At 64.3% G+C, this 17,556-nt stretch carries 21 protein-coding genes and 2 pseudogenes; 9 read left to right on the plus strand and 14 right to left on the minus strand.

Features of this window, described 5'->3' with window-relative positions; all coding sequences use genetic code 11:
* Positions 1-787: 787 nt before the first annotated feature.
* Positions 788-1,141: a GNAT family N-acetyltransferase gene (locus ABTW64_RS14290; RefSeq protein ID WP_350623513.1), complete on the minus strand. Its 354-nt coding sequence runs from the start codon at positions 1,139-1,141 to the stop codon at positions 788-790.
* Positions 1,142-1,179: 38 nt separating this feature from the next.
* Between ABTW64_RS14290 and ABTW64_RS14295 the strand changes: the two genes are divergently transcribed.
* Positions 1,180-1,602, plus strand: coding sequence for a prepilin peptidase (locus ABTW64_RS14295; RefSeq protein WP_350623554.1), 423 nt, complete (start codon positions 1,180-1,182; stop codon positions 1,600-1,602).
* Between the two features lie 87 nt (positions 1,603-1,689).
* Positions 1,690-1,863, plus strand: a complete 174-nt coding sequence (locus ABTW64_RS14300; RefSeq protein WP_162303981.1) for a hypothetical protein — start codon at positions 1,690-1,692, stop codon at positions 1,861-1,863.
* Positions 1,864-2,251: 388 nt separating this feature from the next.
* On the opposite strand, the pseudogene ABTW64_RS14305 reads toward ABTW64_RS14300, so the two are convergent.
* Positions 2,252-2,536, minus strand: a pseudogene (locus ABTW64_RS14305) (transposase); the annotation flags it as partial.
* 121 nt (positions 2,537-2,657) lie between these two features.
* Here ABTW64_RS14305 and ABTW64_RS14310 point away from each other — a divergent pair.
* Together ABTW64_RS14310 and ABTW64_RS14315 are read left to right on the plus strand one after the other, a co-directional pair.
* Positions 2,658-4,054 (plus strand): IS3 family transposase gene (locus tag ABTW64_RS14310; RefSeq protein WP_370428832.1). Its coding sequence is split into 2 segments (ribosomal slippage): positions 2,658-2,994 and positions 2,994-4,054, totalling 1,398 coding nucleotides; the frame shifts between segments, so codons are not numbered across the junction.
* 84 nt (positions 4,055-4,138) lie between these two features.
* The gene (locus tag ABTW64_RS14315; RefSeq protein WP_370651862.1) at positions 4,139-4,234 is read left to right on the plus strand and encodes a hypothetical protein; all 96 of its coding nucleotides are present in this window, start codon (positions 4,139-4,141) and stop codon (positions 4,232-4,234) included.
* A 1,037-nt stretch (positions 4,235-5,271) separates the two neighbouring features.
* Here ABTW64_RS14315 and ABTW64_RS14320 read toward each other — a convergent pair.
* From ABTW64_RS14320 to ABTW64_RS14360, 9 genes and pseudogenes are all read right to left on the minus strand, one after another.
* Positions 5,272-6,186, minus strand: coding sequence for an alpha/beta fold hydrolase (locus tag ABTW64_RS14320; protein WP_350623515.1), 915 nt, complete (start codon positions 6,184-6,186; stop codon positions 5,272-5,274).
* A gap of 16 nt (positions 6,187-6,202) precedes the next feature.
* Complete coding sequence (locus ABTW64_RS14325; protein ID WP_350623517.1) at positions 6,203-6,925, minus strand: alpha/beta fold hydrolase; 723 nt, start codon at positions 6,923-6,925, stop codon at positions 6,203-6,205.
* Positions 6,926-7,086: 161 nt separating this feature from the next.
* Entirely contained in the window at positions 7,087-7,632 is a 546-nt protein-coding gene (locus ABTW64_RS14330; protein ID WP_223159176.1) for an IclR family transcriptional regulator, read from the minus strand.
* A gap of 42 nt (positions 7,633-7,674) precedes the next feature.
* Positions 7,675-7,827, minus strand: a pseudogene (locus tag ABTW64_RS14335) (helix-turn-helix domain-containing protein); the annotation flags it as partial.
* A gap of 112 nt (positions 7,828-7,939) precedes the next feature.
* Entirely contained in the window at positions 7,940-9,151 is a 1,212-nt protein-coding gene (locus ABTW64_RS14340) for an NAD(P)/FAD-dependent oxidoreductase (RefSeq protein ID WP_005054949.1), read from the minus strand.
* The gene (locus tag ABTW64_RS14345; protein WP_005054951.1) at positions 9,148-9,345 is read right to left on the minus strand and encodes a ferredoxin; all 198 of its coding nucleotides are present in this window, start codon (positions 9,343-9,345) and stop codon (positions 9,148-9,150) included. The genes ABTW64_RS14340 and ABTW64_RS14345 overlap by 4 nt, the downstream gene beginning before the upstream one ends.
* A gap of 3 nt (positions 9,346-9,348) precedes the next feature.
* The gene (locus tag ABTW64_RS14350) at positions 9,349-9,675 is read right to left on the minus strand and encodes a hypothetical protein (RefSeq protein WP_005054953.1); all 327 of its coding nucleotides are present in this window, start codon (positions 9,673-9,675) and stop codon (positions 9,349-9,351) included.
* Positions 9,672-10,259: a 3-phenylpropionate/cinnamic acid dioxygenase subunit beta gene (locus ABTW64_RS14355; protein WP_005054954.1), complete on the minus strand. Its 588-nt coding sequence runs from the start codon at positions 10,257-10,259 to the stop codon at positions 9,672-9,674. Before ABTW64_RS14355 ends, ABTW64_RS14350 begins: the two co-directional genes overlap by 4 nt.
* Positions 10,256-11,509 (minus strand): aromatic ring-hydroxylating dioxygenase subunit alpha, encoded by a 1,254-nt coding sequence (locus tag ABTW64_RS14360; protein WP_005054956.1) that lies wholly within the window; start codon positions 11,507-11,509, stop codon positions 10,256-10,258. The genes ABTW64_RS14355 and ABTW64_RS14360 overlap by 4 nt, the downstream gene beginning before the upstream one ends.
* A 124-nt stretch (positions 11,510-11,633) precedes the next feature.
* Between ABTW64_RS14360 and ABTW64_RS14365 the strand changes: the two genes are divergently transcribed.
* The 4 genes from ABTW64_RS14365 (at position 11,634) to ABTW64_RS14380 (ending at position 15,031) form a co-directional block, all read left to right on the plus strand.
* Positions 11,634-13,030 (plus strand): IS3 family transposase gene (locus ABTW64_RS14365; RefSeq protein WP_502892342.1). Its coding sequence is split into 2 segments (ribosomal slippage): positions 11,634-11,970 and positions 11,970-13,030, totalling 1,398 coding nucleotides; the frame shifts between segments, so codons are not numbered across the junction.
* A gap of 91 nt (positions 13,031-13,121) precedes the next feature.
* The gene (locus ABTW64_RS14370) at positions 13,122-13,925 is read left to right on the plus strand and encodes a polysaccharide deacetylase family protein (RefSeq protein ID WP_203225534.1); all 804 of its coding nucleotides are present in this window, start codon (positions 13,122-13,124) and stop codon (positions 13,923-13,925) included.
* Complete coding sequence (locus ABTW64_RS14375) at positions 13,922-14,587, plus strand: N-carbamoylsarcosine amidohydrolase (RefSeq protein ID WP_005050795.1); 666 nt, start codon at positions 13,922-13,924, stop codon at positions 14,585-14,587. The genes ABTW64_RS14370 and ABTW64_RS14375 overlap by 4 nt, the downstream gene beginning before the upstream one ends.
* 51 nt (positions 14,588-14,638) lie before the next feature.
* Positions 14,639-15,031 carry an SDR family oxidoreductase gene (locus ABTW64_RS14380; RefSeq protein WP_005050794.1) on the plus strand — a complete coding sequence of 131 codons (393 nt, stop codon included), beginning with the start codon at positions 14,639-14,641 and terminating at the stop codon, positions 15,029-15,031.
* A gap of 85 nt (positions 15,032-15,116) precedes the next feature.
* Here ABTW64_RS14380 and ABTW64_RS14385 read toward each other — a convergent pair whose 3' ends face one another.
* Positions 15,117-15,560, minus strand: coding sequence for an SDR family NAD(P)-dependent oxidoreductase (locus tag ABTW64_RS14385; RefSeq protein WP_082157159.1), 444 nt, complete (start codon positions 15,558-15,560; stop codon positions 15,117-15,119).
* Between ABTW64_RS14385 and ABTW64_RS14390 the strand changes: the two genes are divergently transcribed.
* Positions 15,551-15,706 carry an Lsr2 family DNA-binding protein gene (locus tag ABTW64_RS14390; RefSeq protein ID WP_425488716.1) on the plus strand — a complete coding sequence of 52 codons (156 nt, stop codon included), beginning with the start codon at positions 15,551-15,553 and terminating at the stop codon, positions 15,704-15,706. The genes ABTW64_RS14385 and ABTW64_RS14390 overlap by 10 nt on opposite strands.
* A 5-nt stretch (positions 15,707-15,711) precedes the next feature.
* On the opposite strand, the gene ABTW64_RS14395 is transcribed toward ABTW64_RS14390, so the two are convergent.
* Together ABTW64_RS14395 and ABTW64_RS14400 are read right to left on the minus strand one after the other, a co-directional pair.
* On the minus strand, positions 15,712-16,770 hold the full coding sequence (locus tag ABTW64_RS14395; RefSeq protein WP_005050776.1) for a nucleotidyl transferase AbiEii/AbiGii toxin family protein: 1,059 nt from the start codon (positions 16,768-16,770) through the stop codon (positions 15,712-15,714).
* Positions 16,763-17,422: a type IV toxin-antitoxin system AbiEi family antitoxin domain-containing protein gene (locus ABTW64_RS14400; RefSeq protein WP_005050774.1), complete on the minus strand. Its 660-nt coding sequence runs from the start codon at positions 17,420-17,422 to the stop codon at positions 16,763-16,765. Before ABTW64_RS14400 ends, ABTW64_RS14395 begins: the two co-directional genes overlap by 8 nt.
* Between the last annotated feature and the right edge of the window lie 134 nt (positions 17,423-17,556).

Genomic DNA, 17,556 nt, shown 5'->3' on the forward strand with positions numbered 1-17,556 from the left:
AATTAATGAAAACAGCGTTGTTTAACTTTGTAGGAATTAAGAAGGTGAAGTTTTTTGAGTTTGGTAATATGGAAAGTCCAAAAGGGAAGCAAGCTCAAAAGCTGGAAAAGGTGCAGCAGTATTTTGCGGGGGTGAAGGGATAAGAAGTAATAATACGTGTAGAAATGGATGAGAAGTAAAGTTTATAAGTCGAGGGATTTTCCACCTTATTTAGAAAAATATGTTACTATAATCTATAGTAGATTAATGATGGATATAAAAAAGATCAATAGAAAGTCTACGTTGTTCTCGTTGCTAGTCTTTTGGTATTCACTGTAATTTACTAGGCTTGGGGTGCTGATTACTTATTAAGTCATGAGTTAAACAGATAAGCTATAGATCAATTATTAAAGATCATCAGTACCCTATGTCAGATGTGTGTTTGACCAATGCTATTTTTTTTATTTCTATTCAACATGCTGAAAGTCTTTGTTATCCCTCTCCCTCGTTGGTGCTATACCATTAGGAAAAATCTGTTTATTTCGATAGGAATAAAAATAATTCACGTCAGGTTCATCTTTGTATATAACTTTAATTCGATATTGATCATATCCAAATAATTTATTTTCCCAATGAAAATTTACGCTAAGAGAATAATCATTCTGACTGTATTCACGTTCTTTTAAGTGTTTTATAATCGCCTCTTCAATTTGATCCTTTTGCATCCATGGGTTTATTACCAAGCTATATGTGGGAATAGCAATAACAATTAGTATCAGTACAACAATAGTATACTTTCTTAATCTACTCATGTAATTGCCCCCAACCATTCCTCACGCAACAACCCCATGCGAATCGAATCGTAATATACCCCTTTATAATAACGGCATTTACGCATCCGTCCTTCCATCTGCATCCCTAGCTTCTCCGCACAAGCAATCATTCTTGGATTGCCTGACCATGTGGTTAGACCAACACGAGCGATGTCTAAATGCTCAAATAAGTAGCTAATCCATAGCTTTAAGGCTTCTGTTCCATATCCCCCATTCCAATATTGAGTATCATAAATATCAATCCCCATTTCCAGCCAGCGCGTCGATTTTTCCTCCCAATAAAAAGATACCTCACCAATGAGCTTGCCATCAGCTTCAATGACTAGCACCTGCGCTACGTCCTCAACTCCCTTCCGCGGCTCGGGCGATCGCCGCCGCCGCGATCGCCGTGGTCGACCACCGCACCTTCACGTTGCCCAACCGGTACGTCGGTCCGCTCGCGGCCGCCGGCGCCGTGCAGGTCGTCGCCACGGCCCTGTTCACCACCGACGTCTGGGCCGCAGCCTGGCCAGCGATCGCGGCGGCCGTCGTGTTCATCACGTACGCAGTCATGGGCATGGCCGGCTGGTTCGGATTCGGCGACGCGAAGTTCGCCGCAGCGCTCGCCCTCATCGTCGCCCTCTATGCGGGCCCGCTGGCGATCTACCTGGTCCCGCTCGCGATCCTCACCGGCGCGGCCCGTCGTGTGATCCGTGGCGCCCGAGCACGCAAGAGCAAGCTCGCCCACGGCCCCGACATCGCTGCCGCAGCCATCGGCATCATCCTCATCACGCAGCTGCTCACCTCCTGAGCCCGGCGAAGTGTCGACTCGACCCGGTGCCGCCCACCCCTTGTAGGTAAGAGGGGATCCGCCCCTCGACGTCAGAGGAGGACGGGCATGAGCACCTTCGACACCGCCTGGGAGAAGGCACACGACTACGCCGTCACCGCGGGAGTCGACGAGCCGGACGCGTTCGCCGCGGACTACGCGCAGATGGTCGACGACCTCGCGAACGAGCCCAGGTACCCAGACCTGCCGCTCCCGGCCCCAGCCGACTTCCTCTGGCCCTAACGCAGCCGACACCGGAGCGGCCGGCGAGCTTGTCGACACCAGCCACGACCACCCACCCCTTGTAGGTAGGAGGGGATCCACCCTCCACCAACGGAGGAGACACCGTGACCACTGCAACCATCGAAGCCGAGGACTTCTTCACCGCCTGGCAGCTCGAGCTCGACGCGCACCTGCTCGTGCTCGCCCAGGCCGGACGCGGCAAAGATCACCTCATCCGACGCACCACCGACCGCATCATCGACGACCTGACAGGCTCCGTGCGCATCATCGGCACCGGCCACTACCGACTCACCACAGTCCACCCCAACGCGCTTGTCAGCACCGACCCCCACATCGCCCTGCTCGCCATCAACGCAGAGCTCGACGAGATGGCGCGACGCTACGACGCGATCACGGCCGGAGAACCCATCTCGTTCGCACGACGAAGCTCGGCGTTCTCACGCTTGAGGCGCTTGATCTCCACCGCTGCGTCGGTCGTGACGCCAGGCCGGTCGCCGGCATCGACTTGCTGGCGGCGAATCCAGGTGCGGATCGTCTCGGGCGATCCCACACCGAGCATCTGCGCCACCGCGCTCATCGCCTGATACTCGCTCGGATAGTCGGATCGCACCTCGGCGACCATACGGACAGCGCGCTCACGAAGCTCACGCGGGTACTTACTGGGACGTCCCATGAGACAGATCCTTCCAAGGAATCCTGTCTCCGGACACCCTGTGCGTCAGGATGGGGTGAGACACCAGCACTGCTGACCTTCGCACTGCACGGGGCGAGAACGGACCAATACTGAGATGACGATGACGGTTGCTGACGTCGGCACCGATGATGGGGCTATGGCTCCTCGTGCTGACCGGCCCAAGAGGCGGACGTTCACCGCCGAGTTCAAAGCGGCGATCCTGGCCGAGTACGACGCCGCGGACCGCTCTGGGCGTGGGGAGATCCTGCGCCGGGAGGGCCTGTACACCTCCCACATCATCGAGTGGCGCAAGGCCGCGGCCGCCGGCTCGCTGTCCGGGCTGGGCAGCAAGCCGCGGGACCGGCGCGAGCGGGAGCTGCAGGCGCTACGGGCCCGGGCGGAGAAGGCCGAGGCCGAGCTGGCCAAGACCAGGGCGGCGCTGGACCTGATGGGAAAAGCACACGCGCTCTTGGAGACGCTCTCCGAGAGCGCGGACAAGCCGCCGCGGTCGCCGCGGTGATCAACCCGGCCGTCGACGGGCTGGCCGAGCACGTCGGCACCGCGGCTGCGTGCGCGCTGCTGGGTCGCTCCCGCGCCAGTCACTACCGGGCCAAGAACCCGCCACCGCCACGTCCACGGACACCGCGGCCGGCACCGGCGAACAAGCTGTCCGCCGCCGAGCGGGCCCACGTGCTGGCCGTGTTGACCAGCCAGCGGTTCGCGGACAAGTCGGTCGCCCAGGTCTGGGCCACGCTGCTGGACGAGGGCACCTACCTGTGCTCGATGTCCACGATGCACCGGATCCTGCGCGAGCACGACATGGCCGGGGAACGGCGCCGGCAGGCGAGCCACCCGCCCCGGACCCGGCCCGAGCTCGTCGCGACGGCGCCGGGGCAGGTGTGGAGTTGGGACATCACAAAGCTCAAGGGGCCGGAGCGGGGCGTGTACTACGACCTGTACGTCGTGCTCGACATCTTCTCCAGGTTCGTCGTGGGCTGGACCATCGCGGCCCGCGAGGACGCCGAGATCGCCAAGAACCTGCTCGAGCACGCCATGGGCATCCATGGCGTGCCGGAGGCGATCCACGCCGACCGCGGGACCTCGATGACCTCCAAACCGGTCGCTCAGCTGCTCGTCGACCTCGGGGTGGCCAGGTCGCACTCCCGCCCGCACGTGTCGAACGACAACCCTTACAGCGAGGCGGCGTTCAAGACGCTGAAGTACGCCCCGGTCTTCCCCGAGCGCTTCGGGTCCCTGGCCGACGCCGGCGCGTTCGCCGAGCAGTTCTTCGCCTACTACAACCACGAGCACCGCCACTGCGGGATCGGGCTGCACACCCCCGCCAGCGTCCACTTCGGCACCGCCGGGCAGGTCCGCGCCCAGCGCCAGGCCACCCTGGACGCGGCCTACGCCGCCCGTCCCGAGCGCTTCGGCCACCGCCGACCCCAGGCGCCCAAGCTGCCCGAGGCCGCCTGGATCAACCAGCCCTCACAGGAGGCCCTCATACAGACCGCCTGACGGAATCTGTCTCACCCGCCTTGACACTTTCCGGAAGACCACGGCCTGCTCACTCGCACCGTCTACCCCGAGGTTCCCGCTCGCGTGGAGTACGAACTTACTGACCTCGGACACAGCGCAGCCGCCCCGTTGAAGCATCTGCGCGACTGGGTTGAACACAACGTCGGAACCGACCAGTAGCGACCCCCTCGGCGCTACATCGAGCCAGGAGTCCCGGCCTCCGCGTAATACCGCGTCAACACAGACGAGGCGTCGCGGTCGCCGTCACCGGACACGACAGAGTTCAGCAGGTACCGGTACCCGTCACCGGTCGTCATCACCCTAATTGATAACGTCACACCTAGAAGGTGCGAAGTAACCGACGCGCGAGCACAGGAGCGCTTCTGTCATTTCGAAGGCGAGACTTCGCGCGATTGGGATTCGCCGGGCCATCCTTCTTCTCTTTCGTCGAACGTCACCGCAACACCGTGTCGCTGGGGTTCGTGAAATCTTCTTCCGGAAGCGAAACCCAGGTACTGCGCCATGAGGAACTCGCCGCAGCGATGCACAGGCGTTCGACAGTTCGGTCGCACGAACCGATCGTTTGTTAACGGACGGCACTGTACGTCGATCGAAAGTCGCGCCGACACCCCCTGCGAATTCGCGTCGCGGGATAGTTTGCCAGGATCCGGCGATCAGCGTGGTGCGCATCAAGGAGGTGCGCAGCGGCCTCAGCACGAGGAGCCTGCCCGCGAGGCCGACCACCCCGCCCCTAGGAACGGTAGGAGTGCGACGTCGGGGCGAGCTGGGGGCCACCCCCCGAGACCGAAAGTAGCACCGCAGCGACGATAAGCGCCACGCCAACCAGGGTGGTCGTCAGCTCCCCGACCAACGAACCGATCCATCCGCGTTCCTGGAGGTCTCGGAACATCCTTATGCTCAGCCCGAACGTTCCGTTCGAGCTGCGAACCGATCGTCTCGATGCGTCGTGGCAGACGCCTCAGCTGTCCACCGATGACCTGGAGTTGCACGCGGCCGTCGGCGAACATCTCCCTTGAGTCCATCGCCAGACGTATGAAATGAGGAGTTCGAGCAAGGGCCCGATCGACCAAGTCGTAGTCGGCAACGAGCTGGCACAGCGTTCCCTCGAGTGACACGAAGGAAACGACTGGCGTTCTCCTCCGCTGTTGGGGACGTCGGGTCGGCTGAAATAATGGCCGGGACGATACGGTGGCGAGTCAGAGCGCCGTGATCCACCGCGCGATCTCGTCAGCGAGCTCGTCGCTATTGTCTTCGACCATCAGCATGTGGCCGTTCCCAGCGAGAAGAGGCAGTTCGGACGACCAGAAGGTGACGGCGGCGCCCTGATCGGTGAGCCAGGCCACGATGTCCTGATCCAGCTGCGAGGGGTGGTCGGTATCGGCTCCACCCGTGAAGACGAGAATCGGCTTGTTCGTGAACGCGTCGGTCGGCCCGATCCTCATTTGGCTCCCACCGATGTTCTGACGCTGATAAAGCATCCGGGCCGGGATCGGCCGAAGGGTGCGGCGGAACACCTCGATGCACTCGCGGGGGAACCGCCGGCTGGGTCCGATGGCCTTGTCGTTCACGAAGGCGCTTGTGGGTTCCCAGAAACCCATCTTCGGGATGGTCCAGTCGATGGCCGCTCCACGGATGGAGACCTCCTGGTCGGACTCCCTCACGATCTCGGGCACCGCCTGTATATTTCCAGGCGGGCCCGGAGCGACGGCTACGAGCCCGTCGATGAGATCGCCATGCGTCTCTAGGAGGCGGAAGCCAATCGGACCTGCCATCGAGTGCACGACCAGCACGACGTTCCGGCCGAGACCAGAGAGGAACACGCCCATCCCTCGGCACACGCTCTCATAGTCCAGCCGCGCAGACGCCGCACGATCATCGACGTGTTGGGCCGCCTCATAGGACAACCCCAGCCAGTCCACCACCAGCACACCGTAGCCATGCGATACCAATCGTGCCGCCCAGCCCTGTCGGCCGTCGGGCGTCTCGAGATAGCACTCCTTCGAGACACCACCCCCGTGCACGAGGACGATCCACCGAGCAGGCGCACCCGACGGCGCCAGTTCGGTGTACGAGATCGGCGCGACGTCGTCTGGGCGTGAAATCGAATCCATAGCTTCCCCAGGCCTGTTAGGCAATGACGGCGTCGAGGGCCCGTGCGAGCCTCTCCGGATGCGTGAGCATCACCAAATGGCTTCCGTCGATCTCGATCGTGCGCGGACTATCAAGCCGCCCGGCCGCGGCCTGGTAGATCTCAGCGGGAACGGCCTGGTCCTGAGCGAGGAACACATAACTTGACGGGATGCTGCTCGCCCAGAACCGGTCGAGGCGGATCGGCTCATCGGACCAGCCTGCCGGCGTTGGGACGAGCCTCGGCTCGAGCGCGGCGAGCTGCTGCTGCTCGAACGGGGACATGTCCTGCATAGTCGCGGCCCAGAGCTCAGGCGGCATGACGATGGTGTTGTCGTCGGACTGACTCGCAAGCGCCTTCATCGCTGCGACCAACGGATCGGGGAGCACGTCGTTAATGCTCTCGCCGTCGCGCAGCACCCAGGCGTCGACGAAGACGACCCGGCCGATGCGCTCGGGCATCGCCTCAGCGACGAGTTGGATGAGCGGACCTCCGCCGCTATGACCGACGAGCACGATGTCGAGCTGGGTGAGCTCTCTTACCTGATCGATCAGATCGCGCGCCATCATGCTCATCGTGACGCCGGAGCGGTCCACGTCACCGTCTTCGAGACCGCGCAGCGTCGGCGCGATCACCTCGTGCCCCATTCTGCGCAATTCGTCGGCGACGCCGTCCCACGCCCAGCCGCCTACCCATCCGCCGTGCACCAGTACGATCTGCATTGATCATCCTCTTCGCATATTTATCTGCTGAGCAGAACTTGTTGCTAACTAGCAGACACAATAGCTTGCGCGGCGCCAACAGTCCAGCATGGCTCGAGCTCTCTTCAGAACGCGCCGAACGACCCCTGCACCAGGTCGCAGGGGAAAGAGACGACGAGCCTTCAGGAGGTCAGGTCGGCCAGACGTACGGCTGCCTCATCGAGGAGTGCGACGAGGGTCTTCACCTTGCGGGGAGGCAAGCGGAACACCGGGGCAGATGCGTTGATCGCCAACCGCAGCCCGCTCGCCGAGGGAACGGCCACGGCCACCGAGGCCACGCCCTCCTCGCTCTCCTCCCGGTTCGTTGCATAGCCCTGCTTCGCGACAAGATCCAGTTGTGCGAGGAGCTCGGTCTTGGTACGGATCGACTGCGGAGTCACCTGTGAGAGTTGCTCGTCGGGGTAGAGACGGTCCAATTGTTCTCGCGGGAGCTGCGCCAGGAGAACCTTTCCCGTGGAGGTGCAATGGGCCGGCATCTCCTTGCCCAACCGTGAAGCGACTCGCACCGCCGTCGTCGGTTCCGAGACTGCGAGAAAGCGAGTGGAGTTGCCGTCGAGCGTGCCGAGGTGAACCGTCTCGCCGGCTTGGTGGCTGAGTTCCTCGAGGATCGGTTGCACGATCTGCGGGATGTCCATCTTTCTCAGCACCGAGAAGGCGATCGTGGTCAACGACGGCCCTGGCCCGTATGTCTTCGTTCGCGGGTCTTGCCGCACGAATCCTCGCCATTGAAGCATCGCGAGGATGCGATGCGCCGTTGAGGTCGCGACACCCAGGTGCTTGCTGGCGTCCGTCAGTCGAAGTTCGTTCTTCTCACCGAGCAGGAGCAGGAGTTTCAGGGCATTGTCGACCGACTCGATCGGTATTGCGGAGCCGCATCGACTCCGTCGGCTGCTCTATTTCTCTGCACAACAGAAACTGTATCGTTCCTGCCGGCCCTCAGGGCCGCCATCAAGGGCAAGGCGATCCCGTCCAGGTCTATCCGGACGCCGATTCGAGCAGCCGGCCCAGTCGTACACGAACGTCGGAAAGCGACGATCCCGCTGCGATGGACCGGCGGACTTCGACGAGAGCGCGGGGCCAATTCAGTACCACTGCCCCGTCGAATGACAGACCATTCTGAGAGTACAGAGACGCGATCCGGTCGGGTGTTCGAGGGTCCGTCACCATCTCGGGGTTGACTGCCGTCGTGCGACCGACGATGTGCAGCTTCCAGTTGAACTGGTCACTCCAGACATACTCGACAGGCAGATATGAGCGTCGGTCGTCGGGATGAGCGATGTTGTGCGCGACACAGCGCGCCTGGTCGACCGCATTCGTCCAGTGCTCAAGACGGGTGAGATCGCCGCGAACCGGATGCCGCCACCGCGCAACATCGCCGATCGCATGGATTTCCGGGGCGCCGAGTGCCGTGAGGAATTCGTCGCAGACGAGACCGTCGTCGATCTCGAGCCCTGAGTCCTCGAGCCATTCGACGTTCGGCACTGCCCCGATGCCGATGACGACGACATCACCGTGGAGCTCGGAACCGTCATCCAGGAGCACGCGGAAGTCTCCCTTCGCACCGTCGATCTGCGCGACCGTCCGTCCGAGAACCGCATGTACGCCATGCCGGGAGTGCTTCTGCGAGAAGAGGGCGCCAATCTCGTCACCGAGCCGGCGTGACATCAGGTCGCGTGTCGCCGAGACCAGGGTGACATCGACTCCGAGCCCAAGAGCGGTCGCGGCGACCTCGGCGCCGATGAAGCCCGCTCCGATGACGATGATCCTGCGATCGGGAACTAGCTCGGCGCGCAGCCGGTCTGCGTCGTCGAGTGTCCGCAGCACATGGATTCCCTCGCCTTCACCCCACGGCGACGGCCGCGCGCGGACGCCGGTCGCCACCACGAGGTCATCGAAGCCGACCCGCCGTCCATTCGCCAGCCGGAGCTCCGACAACGCACGGTCCAGACCTACCGCCGGCACACCGAGACGAAGGTCGATGTTAAGCTCGAGCGCCTCCGCCGCCGTGAGGAGCGTGACCTCGGCTGCACCTGCACCGACGAGGTATCCCTTCGACAGCGGCGGCTTGTCGTAGGGCAGCACGGGCTCGGAGCCGATGAGCACAACGTCTCCGCGATACCCCTCTGCCCGAAGCGCCTGCGCGGCCCGTACCCCCGCGATCGACGCACCGACAATCGCTGTCGTCATTCGTCTTCCACCCGGAGCGCGGAAACCGGGCAGCTGTTCGCCGCCTCGGTGACCCGTTTCCGGTCGGCCTCGTCGACCTCTGTTCTGAGCAGGATCACGACGCCGTCGTCATCGAGATCGAAATAGTCTCCCGCGGCCATGATGCAGTTGGCGTAGCCCTGACAGAGCCCGAGATCCGCTTTCACGACAGGCATGTGTCACTCCTCTCCTGCTTCTTCAGGCGTTATCTCAGGGAACATCGGTGCGAACGGTTGGGCGATCATGGCGGAGAACGTCGCCGTAGTCTGCCAGGTCAGCGCCTCGAGCTCGAGCGGATCGAGAGCGACCCACTGCCCGGATCGCGGCGACTCGATCAGGAGCCGGGAGCCGTTGCGTGTCTCCACGCGAGATACCCGGATCTCCGAGAACTCATTGGCGATCGAGATCGGAGCCCCTACCCGCTGGTCTTCGAGCCGCTGACGTTCGTCTGCTGCTGCGATGGCCGCGATGCGGTCGTCCTCTTCGCCTTCCCATTCGAGTTTCATAGGAAGATCGCCAGATTCTGTGTGCGCAAGACCGACTCGTCGACCGTGATGGTTCGGCGTGCGAGCTGCAACCCGCCGCCGACACGTCGCAGAACGTCTTCGCGGCCGGCCGAGATCACCGCGGGCTCGTGCACGTCGCCGCGACTGCGGAAAAGAAGCACCGCAGAATCGACGACGACCTCGCCCGGGACGTCGCTCTCGAAGGTGCGCACGTTCGTGACGAAGTGACGGAGCCGGGAGGGCGGATCCTCTGTCCAGGCGTGTTCCGTGAGGAAGCGGGCGACCCGCCGGCTCAGGGAGTACTTGTTCTCGTCCCAATGCGCCATGCCCGGAGACGTCGAGTACCCGGCGCCGAGCGCGGTAGTGACCTGCACGGGCATGATGTAGTGCACATCGTCGGCGATGAGGTCGAGCCAGTCCTCGTACCGCTGCTCGTCGAGGATGTATGCCTCTTCGACGAGCCACCTGTGCGTCTCCAGATGCAGGCCGTCCGAGAACGACAACGAACTCCCCACCCGCGTGGCTTTGGTCGTATGTGCTCCGAGCGGCGACTCTTTCAGTCGAACCCAGCGCGCCTCGGTCATGACAGCCCCTCCGGCATCCCCACCGACGAGATGATCAGCGCGGTCGGCTCCGTCTCGAGGTAGTCCGCCCAGCGCTCGAGCAGATGCCGCTGGTTGTACTCTCCGTAACCGACGTGGGCCACGCCCGGGCCAGAGAACGCGTCCGGTCCGAGCGGCTCCACGACGAATCTGCCGTCTTTCAGCACGCCCATCCGGCTGTTCAGCAGCAAGCGCCGCGCCATATTCCCTTTCGCGGTGTTCGTAAGGGACACCCAGTTCTCCACATCGTCCTGCTCGAACATCCCCGTGCTGCCGAAGCACATCAGGTACGCCTTGTACGACAGAGCCTTGAACTCCTCCGGTGCCGCTGCGTCGACGGCGAACCAGGAAAGCACCTCGGTCTCGTTCTCGCTGATCGGCTGCCAGGTACGGATCGAGATGAACGGGAGCACGTCGTCGCCGTCTTCCACCTTCGGCCAGTTGTGCACGAAGCTCATGTTCGGGAAGATCGAGGCCGCCGAGATCATGAAGCCGTTCTCGCCGATCACATTGAGCTGGTCCTGGGACCAGACCTCCTTCATCCGGTCGATCATCTCGTCGGGGTAGCCCACGTAGCGCAGCCGCTCCTCGAGCGTTCCCTCCGGAAGCTTGTAGGTCGTGCCTCCGCCGTTGCCCGCCCAGTACGTGTTGCCGTCTTTACGCTTCTCCGCCTTCGGTTCGCGGAAGAGGCCGATCTCGACCACCGAGGTGTGGGTCTGTGGCGTGTGGTACATGTCGCCGGCGAAGTTCTCTGCGCCGATCTTCCAGTTCGCCTTCACCCGCCAGCGCTGCGGGCCGCGGAGCTCGATGCCCGAGGAGCTCTGCTTCGTGTAGTAGTCGAGATAGAAAGCGAAATCGCCGAGGTAGTCGATCAGCGGTGGCGCATCCGGATCCATGCTGATGAAGATCAACCCGTTGTAGCTGTCGAGGCTCGGCGCCGGAAGCAGGCGGGCTCCCTTGCGATTGAAGCCAGCCTCGCCACCGTACGCCTCTTCGTGGAACGGCAGCCCCACGATTCGTCCGTCGTTGCGGTACGACCAGCCGTGATACGGGCAGCGGAAGTGCGAGGCGTTGCCCATTTCCGCCCGGCACACCTGCATTCCTCGGTGCAGGCACATGTTGAACATCGCCTTGACGGAGCCACTCTCGTCGCGCACCACGATGAACGAGTCGTCGAGCACTCGCCGCACCACGTAGTCGCCGGGCTGAGGGATCTCTGATTCGTGACCCACGAAGATCCACGCGCGACTGAACAAGCGCTCCCGCTCGAGCCCTGTGCGTCAGGATGGGGTGAGACACCAGCACTGCTGACCTTCGCACTGCACGGGGCGAGAACGGACCAATACTGAGATGACGATGACGGTTGCTGACGTCGGCACCGATGATGGGGCTATGGCTCCTCGTGCTGACCGGCCCAAGAGGCGGACGTTCACCGCCGAGTTCAAAGCGGCGATCCTGGCCGAGTACGACGCCGCGGACCGCTCTGGGCGTGGGGAGATCCTGCGCCGGGAGGGCCTGTACACCTCCCACATCATCGAGTGGCGCAAGGCCGCGGCCGCCGGCTCGCTGTCCGGGCTGGGCAGCAAGCCGCGGGACCGGCGCGAGCGGGAGCTGCAGGCGCTACGGGCCCGGGCGGAGAAGGCCGAGGCCGAGCTGGCCAAGACCAGGGCGGCGCTGGACCTGATGGGAAAAGCACACGCGCTCTTGGAGACGCTCTCCGAGAGCGCGGACAAGCCGCCGCGGTCGCCGCGGTGATCAACCCGGCCGTCGACGGGCTGGCCGAGCACGTCGGCACCGCGGCTGCGTGCGCGCTGCTGGGTCGCTCCCGCGCCAGTCACTACCGGGCCAAGAACCCGCCACCGCCACGTCCACGGACACCGCGGCCGGCACCGGCGAACAAGCTGTCCGCCGCCGAGCGGGCCCACGTGCTGGCCGTGTTGACCAGCCAGCGGTTCGCGGACAAGTCGGTCGCCCAGGTCTGGGCCACGCTGCTGGACGAGGGCACCTACCTGTGCTCGATGTCCACGATGCACCGGATCCTGCGCGAGCACGACATGGCCGGGGAACGGCGCCGGCAGGCGAGCCACCCGCCCCGGACCCGGCCCGAGCTCGTCGCGACGGCGCCGGGGCAGGTGTGGAGTTGGGACATCACAAAGCTCAAGGGGCCGGAGCGGGGCGTGTACTACGACCTGTACGTCGTGCTCGACATCTTCTCCAGGTTCGTCGTGGGCTGGACCATCGCGGCCCGCGAGGACGCCGAGATCGCCAAGAACCTGCTCGAGCACGCCATGGGCATCCATGGCGTGCCGGAGGCGATCCACGCCGACCGCGGGACCTCGATGACCTCCAAACCGGTCGCTCAGCTGCTCGTCGACCTCGGGGTGGCCAGGTCGCGCTCCCGCCCGCACGTGTCGAACGACAACCCTTACAGCGAGGCGGCGTTCAAGACGCTGAAGTACGCCCCGGTCTTCCCCGAGCGCTTCGGGTCCCTGGCCGACGCCGGCGCGTTCGCCGAGCAGTTCTTCGCCTACTACAACCACGAGCACCGCCACTGCGGGATCGGGCTGCACACCCCCGCCAGCGTCCACTTCGGCACCGCCGGGCAGGTCCGCGCCCAGCGCCAGGCCACCCTGGACGCGGCCTACGCCGCCCGTCCCGAGCGCTTCGGCCACCGCCGACCCCAGGCGCCCAAGCTGCCCGAGGCCGCCTGGATCAACCAGCCCTCACAGGAGGCCCTCATACAGACCGCCTGACGGAATCTGTCTCACCCGCCTTGACACTTTCCGCTTCGATTACAGCCCGATCACGGAGCGACCGACGATTTCGTGGCCGAATGGGGCCCGAGTGGCGTTCTATGTCGGGCTGAACATCGAGCACTATCAGATCGACAAGCCCTCCACGAGCATCTTCGGCGGTACCGCGATGCTGCAGCCGGATCCACTCAATTACGGCTGGCGCGATTACGGTCCGCGGGTAGGCCTGTGGCGGATGATCGAGAGCCTCGACCGACATGGAGTGCCCGCAAGTGTGCTTCTCAACTCCGACGTTTGTCGGCACTACCCCCAGATTCTCGAGGCAGGCCGGCAACGCGGCTGGGCGTGGCTCGCGCATGGCCGCGACAATTCCACCTTCCAAGCTGGAATGGGTGCTGACACGGAGCGCGCCTACCTTCAAGACGTGACGGATACAATCGCCTCCGCCACCGGAGTACGGCCGCGGGGCTGGCTTGGCCCGGCGCTCACAGAGACGTTCGAGACGCCGCGGATCCTTCGGGAGCTGGGGTATGACTACGTCCTGGACTGGACGAACGACGATCAGCCGTATCCGCTGAACGTCGACGGGATGTTCAGCGTTCCCTACACGATAGAACTCAACGATGTGACGATGTTCGTGAGTAAGAGCTATACCGGCCCGCAGTTCCTGGAAGCGGTGATCGACCAGTTCGATCAGCTCTATTCAGACTCCGAGCACTCGGGTCGCGTCATGTCGCTGCCGTTGCACCCGTTCATCGTCGGCCAGCCGTTCCGCCACCGCTACCTTGATCGGGCCCTCGAGCACATCACGTCTCACGATGGTGTCTGGGTGACGACGAGCGATGCCATCGCGGCGCACTATCAGTCGACGGGGAACAGGAGAGCCGATTCGTGACGAATACGGAGCTGATCGATGAGTACGCACGGCTGCGCGACGAGTTCAAGGCCAAGGGATTGGGCGGCCGGATCGGCTACGGCGAGAAGCCGGCGCTGCTGATCGTCGACTTGATCACCGGATTCACGGACAGCCGTTCGCCCCTGTCAGGCGAACTGGAGTCACAGCTGGCCGCCACCAATGCCTTACTCGTCCCCGCCCGTGAACTCGAGATCCCCATCTTCTTCTCGACGGTCGCGTACGACACCGAATTGCAGGAGGCGGGGCTCTGGATCAAGAAGATCCCGTCCAACCACCTGTTGGTGGAGGGCAGCGAATGGGTGGAGGTCGACAGCAGGCTGGGCCAGCTGCCCCACGAGATGACCCTGGTGAAGAAGTACGCATCCTGCTTCTTCGGAACTGATCTCGCCGCACGCTTGATCTCACGGGGTGTCGACACCATCATCATCGTCGGCTGCACCACCAGTGGGTGCGTGCGCGCCTCGGCGGTTGACGCCTGCTCCTACGGCTTCCACACCATCGTCGTCGAAGAGGCAGTCGGCGACCGGGCAGCCCTTCCGCACCTGGCCAGCCTCTTTGACATCGACGCGAAGTACGGCGATGTCGTCAGCCTCGACGACGCACGTGCTTACCTGCGGGGGCTTGCGCAACAGAACGATTGACTGCAGTAACGCCGTGGGGCCAACTTCCTCTGTGCGGAATATTGAACCGGCGTGCAGGCCGAGATCCCGCAGATGCTGGCGCAGGGCGGCGGATCCATCATCAACACCGCCTCGTCCCTCGGGCAGGTCGCCATCGCCCACCAGTCCGCCTACGTCACGTCGAAGCACGGCGTCATCGGCCTCACCCGAGCCGCCGCGGTGGAGTACTCCGACAAAGGCATCCGCGTGAACGCAGTGCTGCCCGGGGTGATCCAGACGCCAATGATAGACGCGCTGGAGGAGACCTACCCCGGCTTCAAGGACGCGCTGCTGACGAAGCACCCGATCGGCCGACTCGGCACGCCGCACGACATCGCCGAGATGGTCGCGTGGCTCGGTTCCGACGCGGCCGCCTTCGCGACCGGCGCGCAGTTCGCCGTCGACGGCGGGTACCTCGCGATTTAGACGAGGTGGCCACGACGGACGGGAGGCACGGTGTCAGCTGACACCGTGCCTCACGTCCGTCACCGGTCGCGCCGCGACCCGCGTGTCAGCCGTTCTTCGCGGCCAGTCGGTCCGTCTCGCTGTCGTTCCGCCACCCGGCGGTCGCGCCGCCGTCGACGCTGTAGTTCTGTCCGGTCACCCAAGAGGACTCGTCGGAGGCCAGGTAGAGCGGCATGTACGCGATGTCCTCGCCCGTGCCGGGGCGTTGAATGAGCGCGTTGCCGACCTGCCAGGCCTTGCCCTCCGCATCCACCGCCTTGTCCGTCGCCGGGGTGCTGACGAAGCCAGGCGAGATCGAGTTCGCGCGGACGCCGTAGCGGGCGCCCTCCGCAGCGAGCGACTTCGTCATCGCGATGACGCCGCCCTTCGCGGTGGTGTGCGCGACCTGGCGAGCGGCTCGATCCCGCGACCTTCGCGATCGACGGAAAGCAACTCGAGATCGATCTCGAGTTCGAGGCCTGGGCCAAGAGCGCGCGCCGCATCGGCGCAGCCACCCGGCGTCCGGCGAGGACGTCGCGGGGCGGACGGGCCGATCTCAACACGGTGCGTGAATGGGCCAGTCAGAACGGACACCAGGTCAGCGATCGCGGCAGGGTTCCCGCGTCCATCCTCGAGGCGTACGACGCGGCGCACTGACGCGGTCACTCCTGGGCTGAGCCGCGCGCTGCGCGCCAGTGCTCCGTGACGGGATAACCGGAGCGCACGTGCGCGCGCACGTGGACCTCCCCCGAAGGGGATCCGCTGCCGCCCGGCTCCGGCGGCGGAGGGTTCTGTGTCCAGCCTGAGCCAGGGACCCAGACCGTCCCCGGTTGCACGGGCGCGTCGGCGAGCGCGGGATCGATCAGCTGACGCGCGAGAGCCACGGCCTCACCCAGATCGGTGATCCCGCCGGCTGAGGGCGTGCCGGCCGCGAGCACCCGGTAGGGACCGTCCCAACCGTCCGGGACCGTGAACGTAGTGAACGAGTCGAGCTTTGACAGTGCACGCTTCGCGTCGATGGCCATCTGCAGCTCGCGCAGGTCGACGCGCTGCGTGCGTGCAATGGTGACGATGTCCACCAGGTCTTTCGCGCGGCTGCTGGGGCGGCCGTTGTAGGTGCTCATCGTCGCAGTGACCTTCTCCGCGACCTGATCGGAGATCGGGAACAGCCGGTAGGGGTGCGACGGGACCGGCCGCCCCAGCTGCAGCCGCGTCGACGGCTCGATCGTCTCGACGCGGCCGACCGGGGGAGGGCCGACGACCACGTCGATGGGGATGTCGGAGATCCTCCGGCCGGTGTTCGCGTCCAGACATGTGAACACCAGGCGCCGGGTCGCGACACCCGGCTGGTTCTCTCCTCGCCCGGTCGCACGGGCACGGGTGAGCTGGAACCGCACATGGTCGCCGAGATCACGCGCGGCTGCCTGCTCGAGCGCCTGCTGCGCGGCATCCAGATCGGCGGCGCCGGTCGAGGCCAGATCCAGGTCTTTCGTCGACCGTGACTTCGGCACCCGGGCGAGCATCGCCGTGCCGCCCTTGAGCAGCCACTCGGACTCTTCCCCCTCCGCAAAGACCCGGCTGAGGAAACGATCGTGCTGTGCCTGCACGATCTGCGCATTCACATCCAGCGCGCTCGCGCCGTCACCGGCTGCCTTCGTCGCGGCCGCCTTGATCGCCTGCGCAAGCCCCGTCCAGTCTTTGTAGCCGTCGGGCTCAGGCATCGGCCGGCACCACCGCGTCGACGCCCGCAAGAGCGAGCAGATCAGCCGCGAGCGCGGCACCCGAGGGGTACTTGTTGGGCTTGGCCAGCGGCTCCAGATACTCGGTCAGGCGGGCGGGGGAGAGCAGCTTTCCCGCGTCCGCGGCGTCGGCGAGCGCATCGGCGACGAGGGAGCGGTCGACCCACTGCTCGATCAGGTCGGCGATCGTGCGCTCGACGCTCATGGTCGGCATCCCGTCGACGGAGACCACCTCGGTGGGCGCGAGCTCGCGGGTGCGGAGCCGCACCCCGTCCAGGCGGGTACCGCGGCGGGTGGGAACGACGAACTCGAGTGGCCCGGGGAACCAGTCGCCGATGCCATGCAGCTGCGCGGCCGTCTGGCCTGCGGCGACGACGGGCGGGACGCCGGTGTCTGTGCGGGGACGGTCGGCGCCGCCGAGGGCGAGCCAGGTCGCGAGGATCGCCTCCTGCTCGTGCTCTGGCGCGCCGGCGAGGCGGTAGACGCCGCGCGCGACGCGGATGAGCGCGCCGCTGTTGGCGAGGCGCGTCAGGGTCGGGCGCGCCACGCCAGCCTCGAGCGCCTGGGCGGTGGTCACCAGGCCCCAACGCTGTGACGCGAGCTCGCCCAGACGAGCGAAAGTTGATCCTGCCATGCGCACAGTGTAGCGAGAAACCGCAACAAACGTTGTAGCTCGTTCAGATTGTCGACTTCGAGCCTCTGGGGCCACCCCTTAGCAGTGAGGGGGTTCCAAACCCTCGGGAACGGGTTATATTCGGGAATATAACC

The sequence above is a fragment of the Microbacterium sp. NPDC096154 genome (genome assembly GCF_040302945.1).
In the GTDB taxonomy this organism is placed as follows: Bacteria; Actinomycetota; Actinomycetes; order Actinomycetales; family Microbacteriaceae; genus Microbacterium.

Coding starts and splice junctions, on each gene's coding strand:
- ABTW64_RS14350 (WP_005054953.1), bottom strand. CDS start 9,675: ATGAAACTCGAATGGGAAGGCGAAGAGGACGACCGCATCGCGGCCATC.
- ABTW64_RS14325 (WP_350623517.1), bottom strand. CDS start 6,925: ATGCAGATCGTACTGGTGCACGGCGGATGGGTAGGCGGCTGGGCGTGG.
- ABTW64_RS14355 (WP_005054954.1), bottom strand. CDS start 10,259: ATGACCGAGGCGCGCTGGGTTCGACTGAAAGAGTCGCCGCTCGGAGCA.
- ABTW64_RS14400 (WP_005050774.1), bottom strand. CDS start 17,422: ATGGCAGGATCAACTTTCGCTCGTCTGGGCGAGCTCGCGTCACAGCGT.
- ABTW64_RS14300 (WP_162303981.1), top strand. CDS start 1,690: ATGAGCACCTTCGACACCGCCTGGGAGAAGGCACACGACTACGCCGTC.
- ABTW64_RS14320 (WP_350623515.1), bottom strand. CDS start 6,186: ATGGATTCGATTTCACGCCCAGACGACGTCGCGCCGATCTCGTACACC.
- ABTW64_RS14340 (WP_005054949.1), bottom strand. CDS start 9,151: ATGACGACAGCGATTGTCGGTGCGTCGATCGCGGGGGTACGGGCCGCG.
- ABTW64_RS14345 (WP_005054951.1), bottom strand. CDS start 9,345: ATGCCTGTCGTGAAAGCGGATCTCGGGCTCTGTCAGGGCTACGCCAAC.
- ABTW64_RS14395 (WP_005050776.1), bottom strand. CDS start 16,770: ATGCCTGAGCCCGACGGCTACAAAGACTGGACGGGGCTTGCGCAGGCG.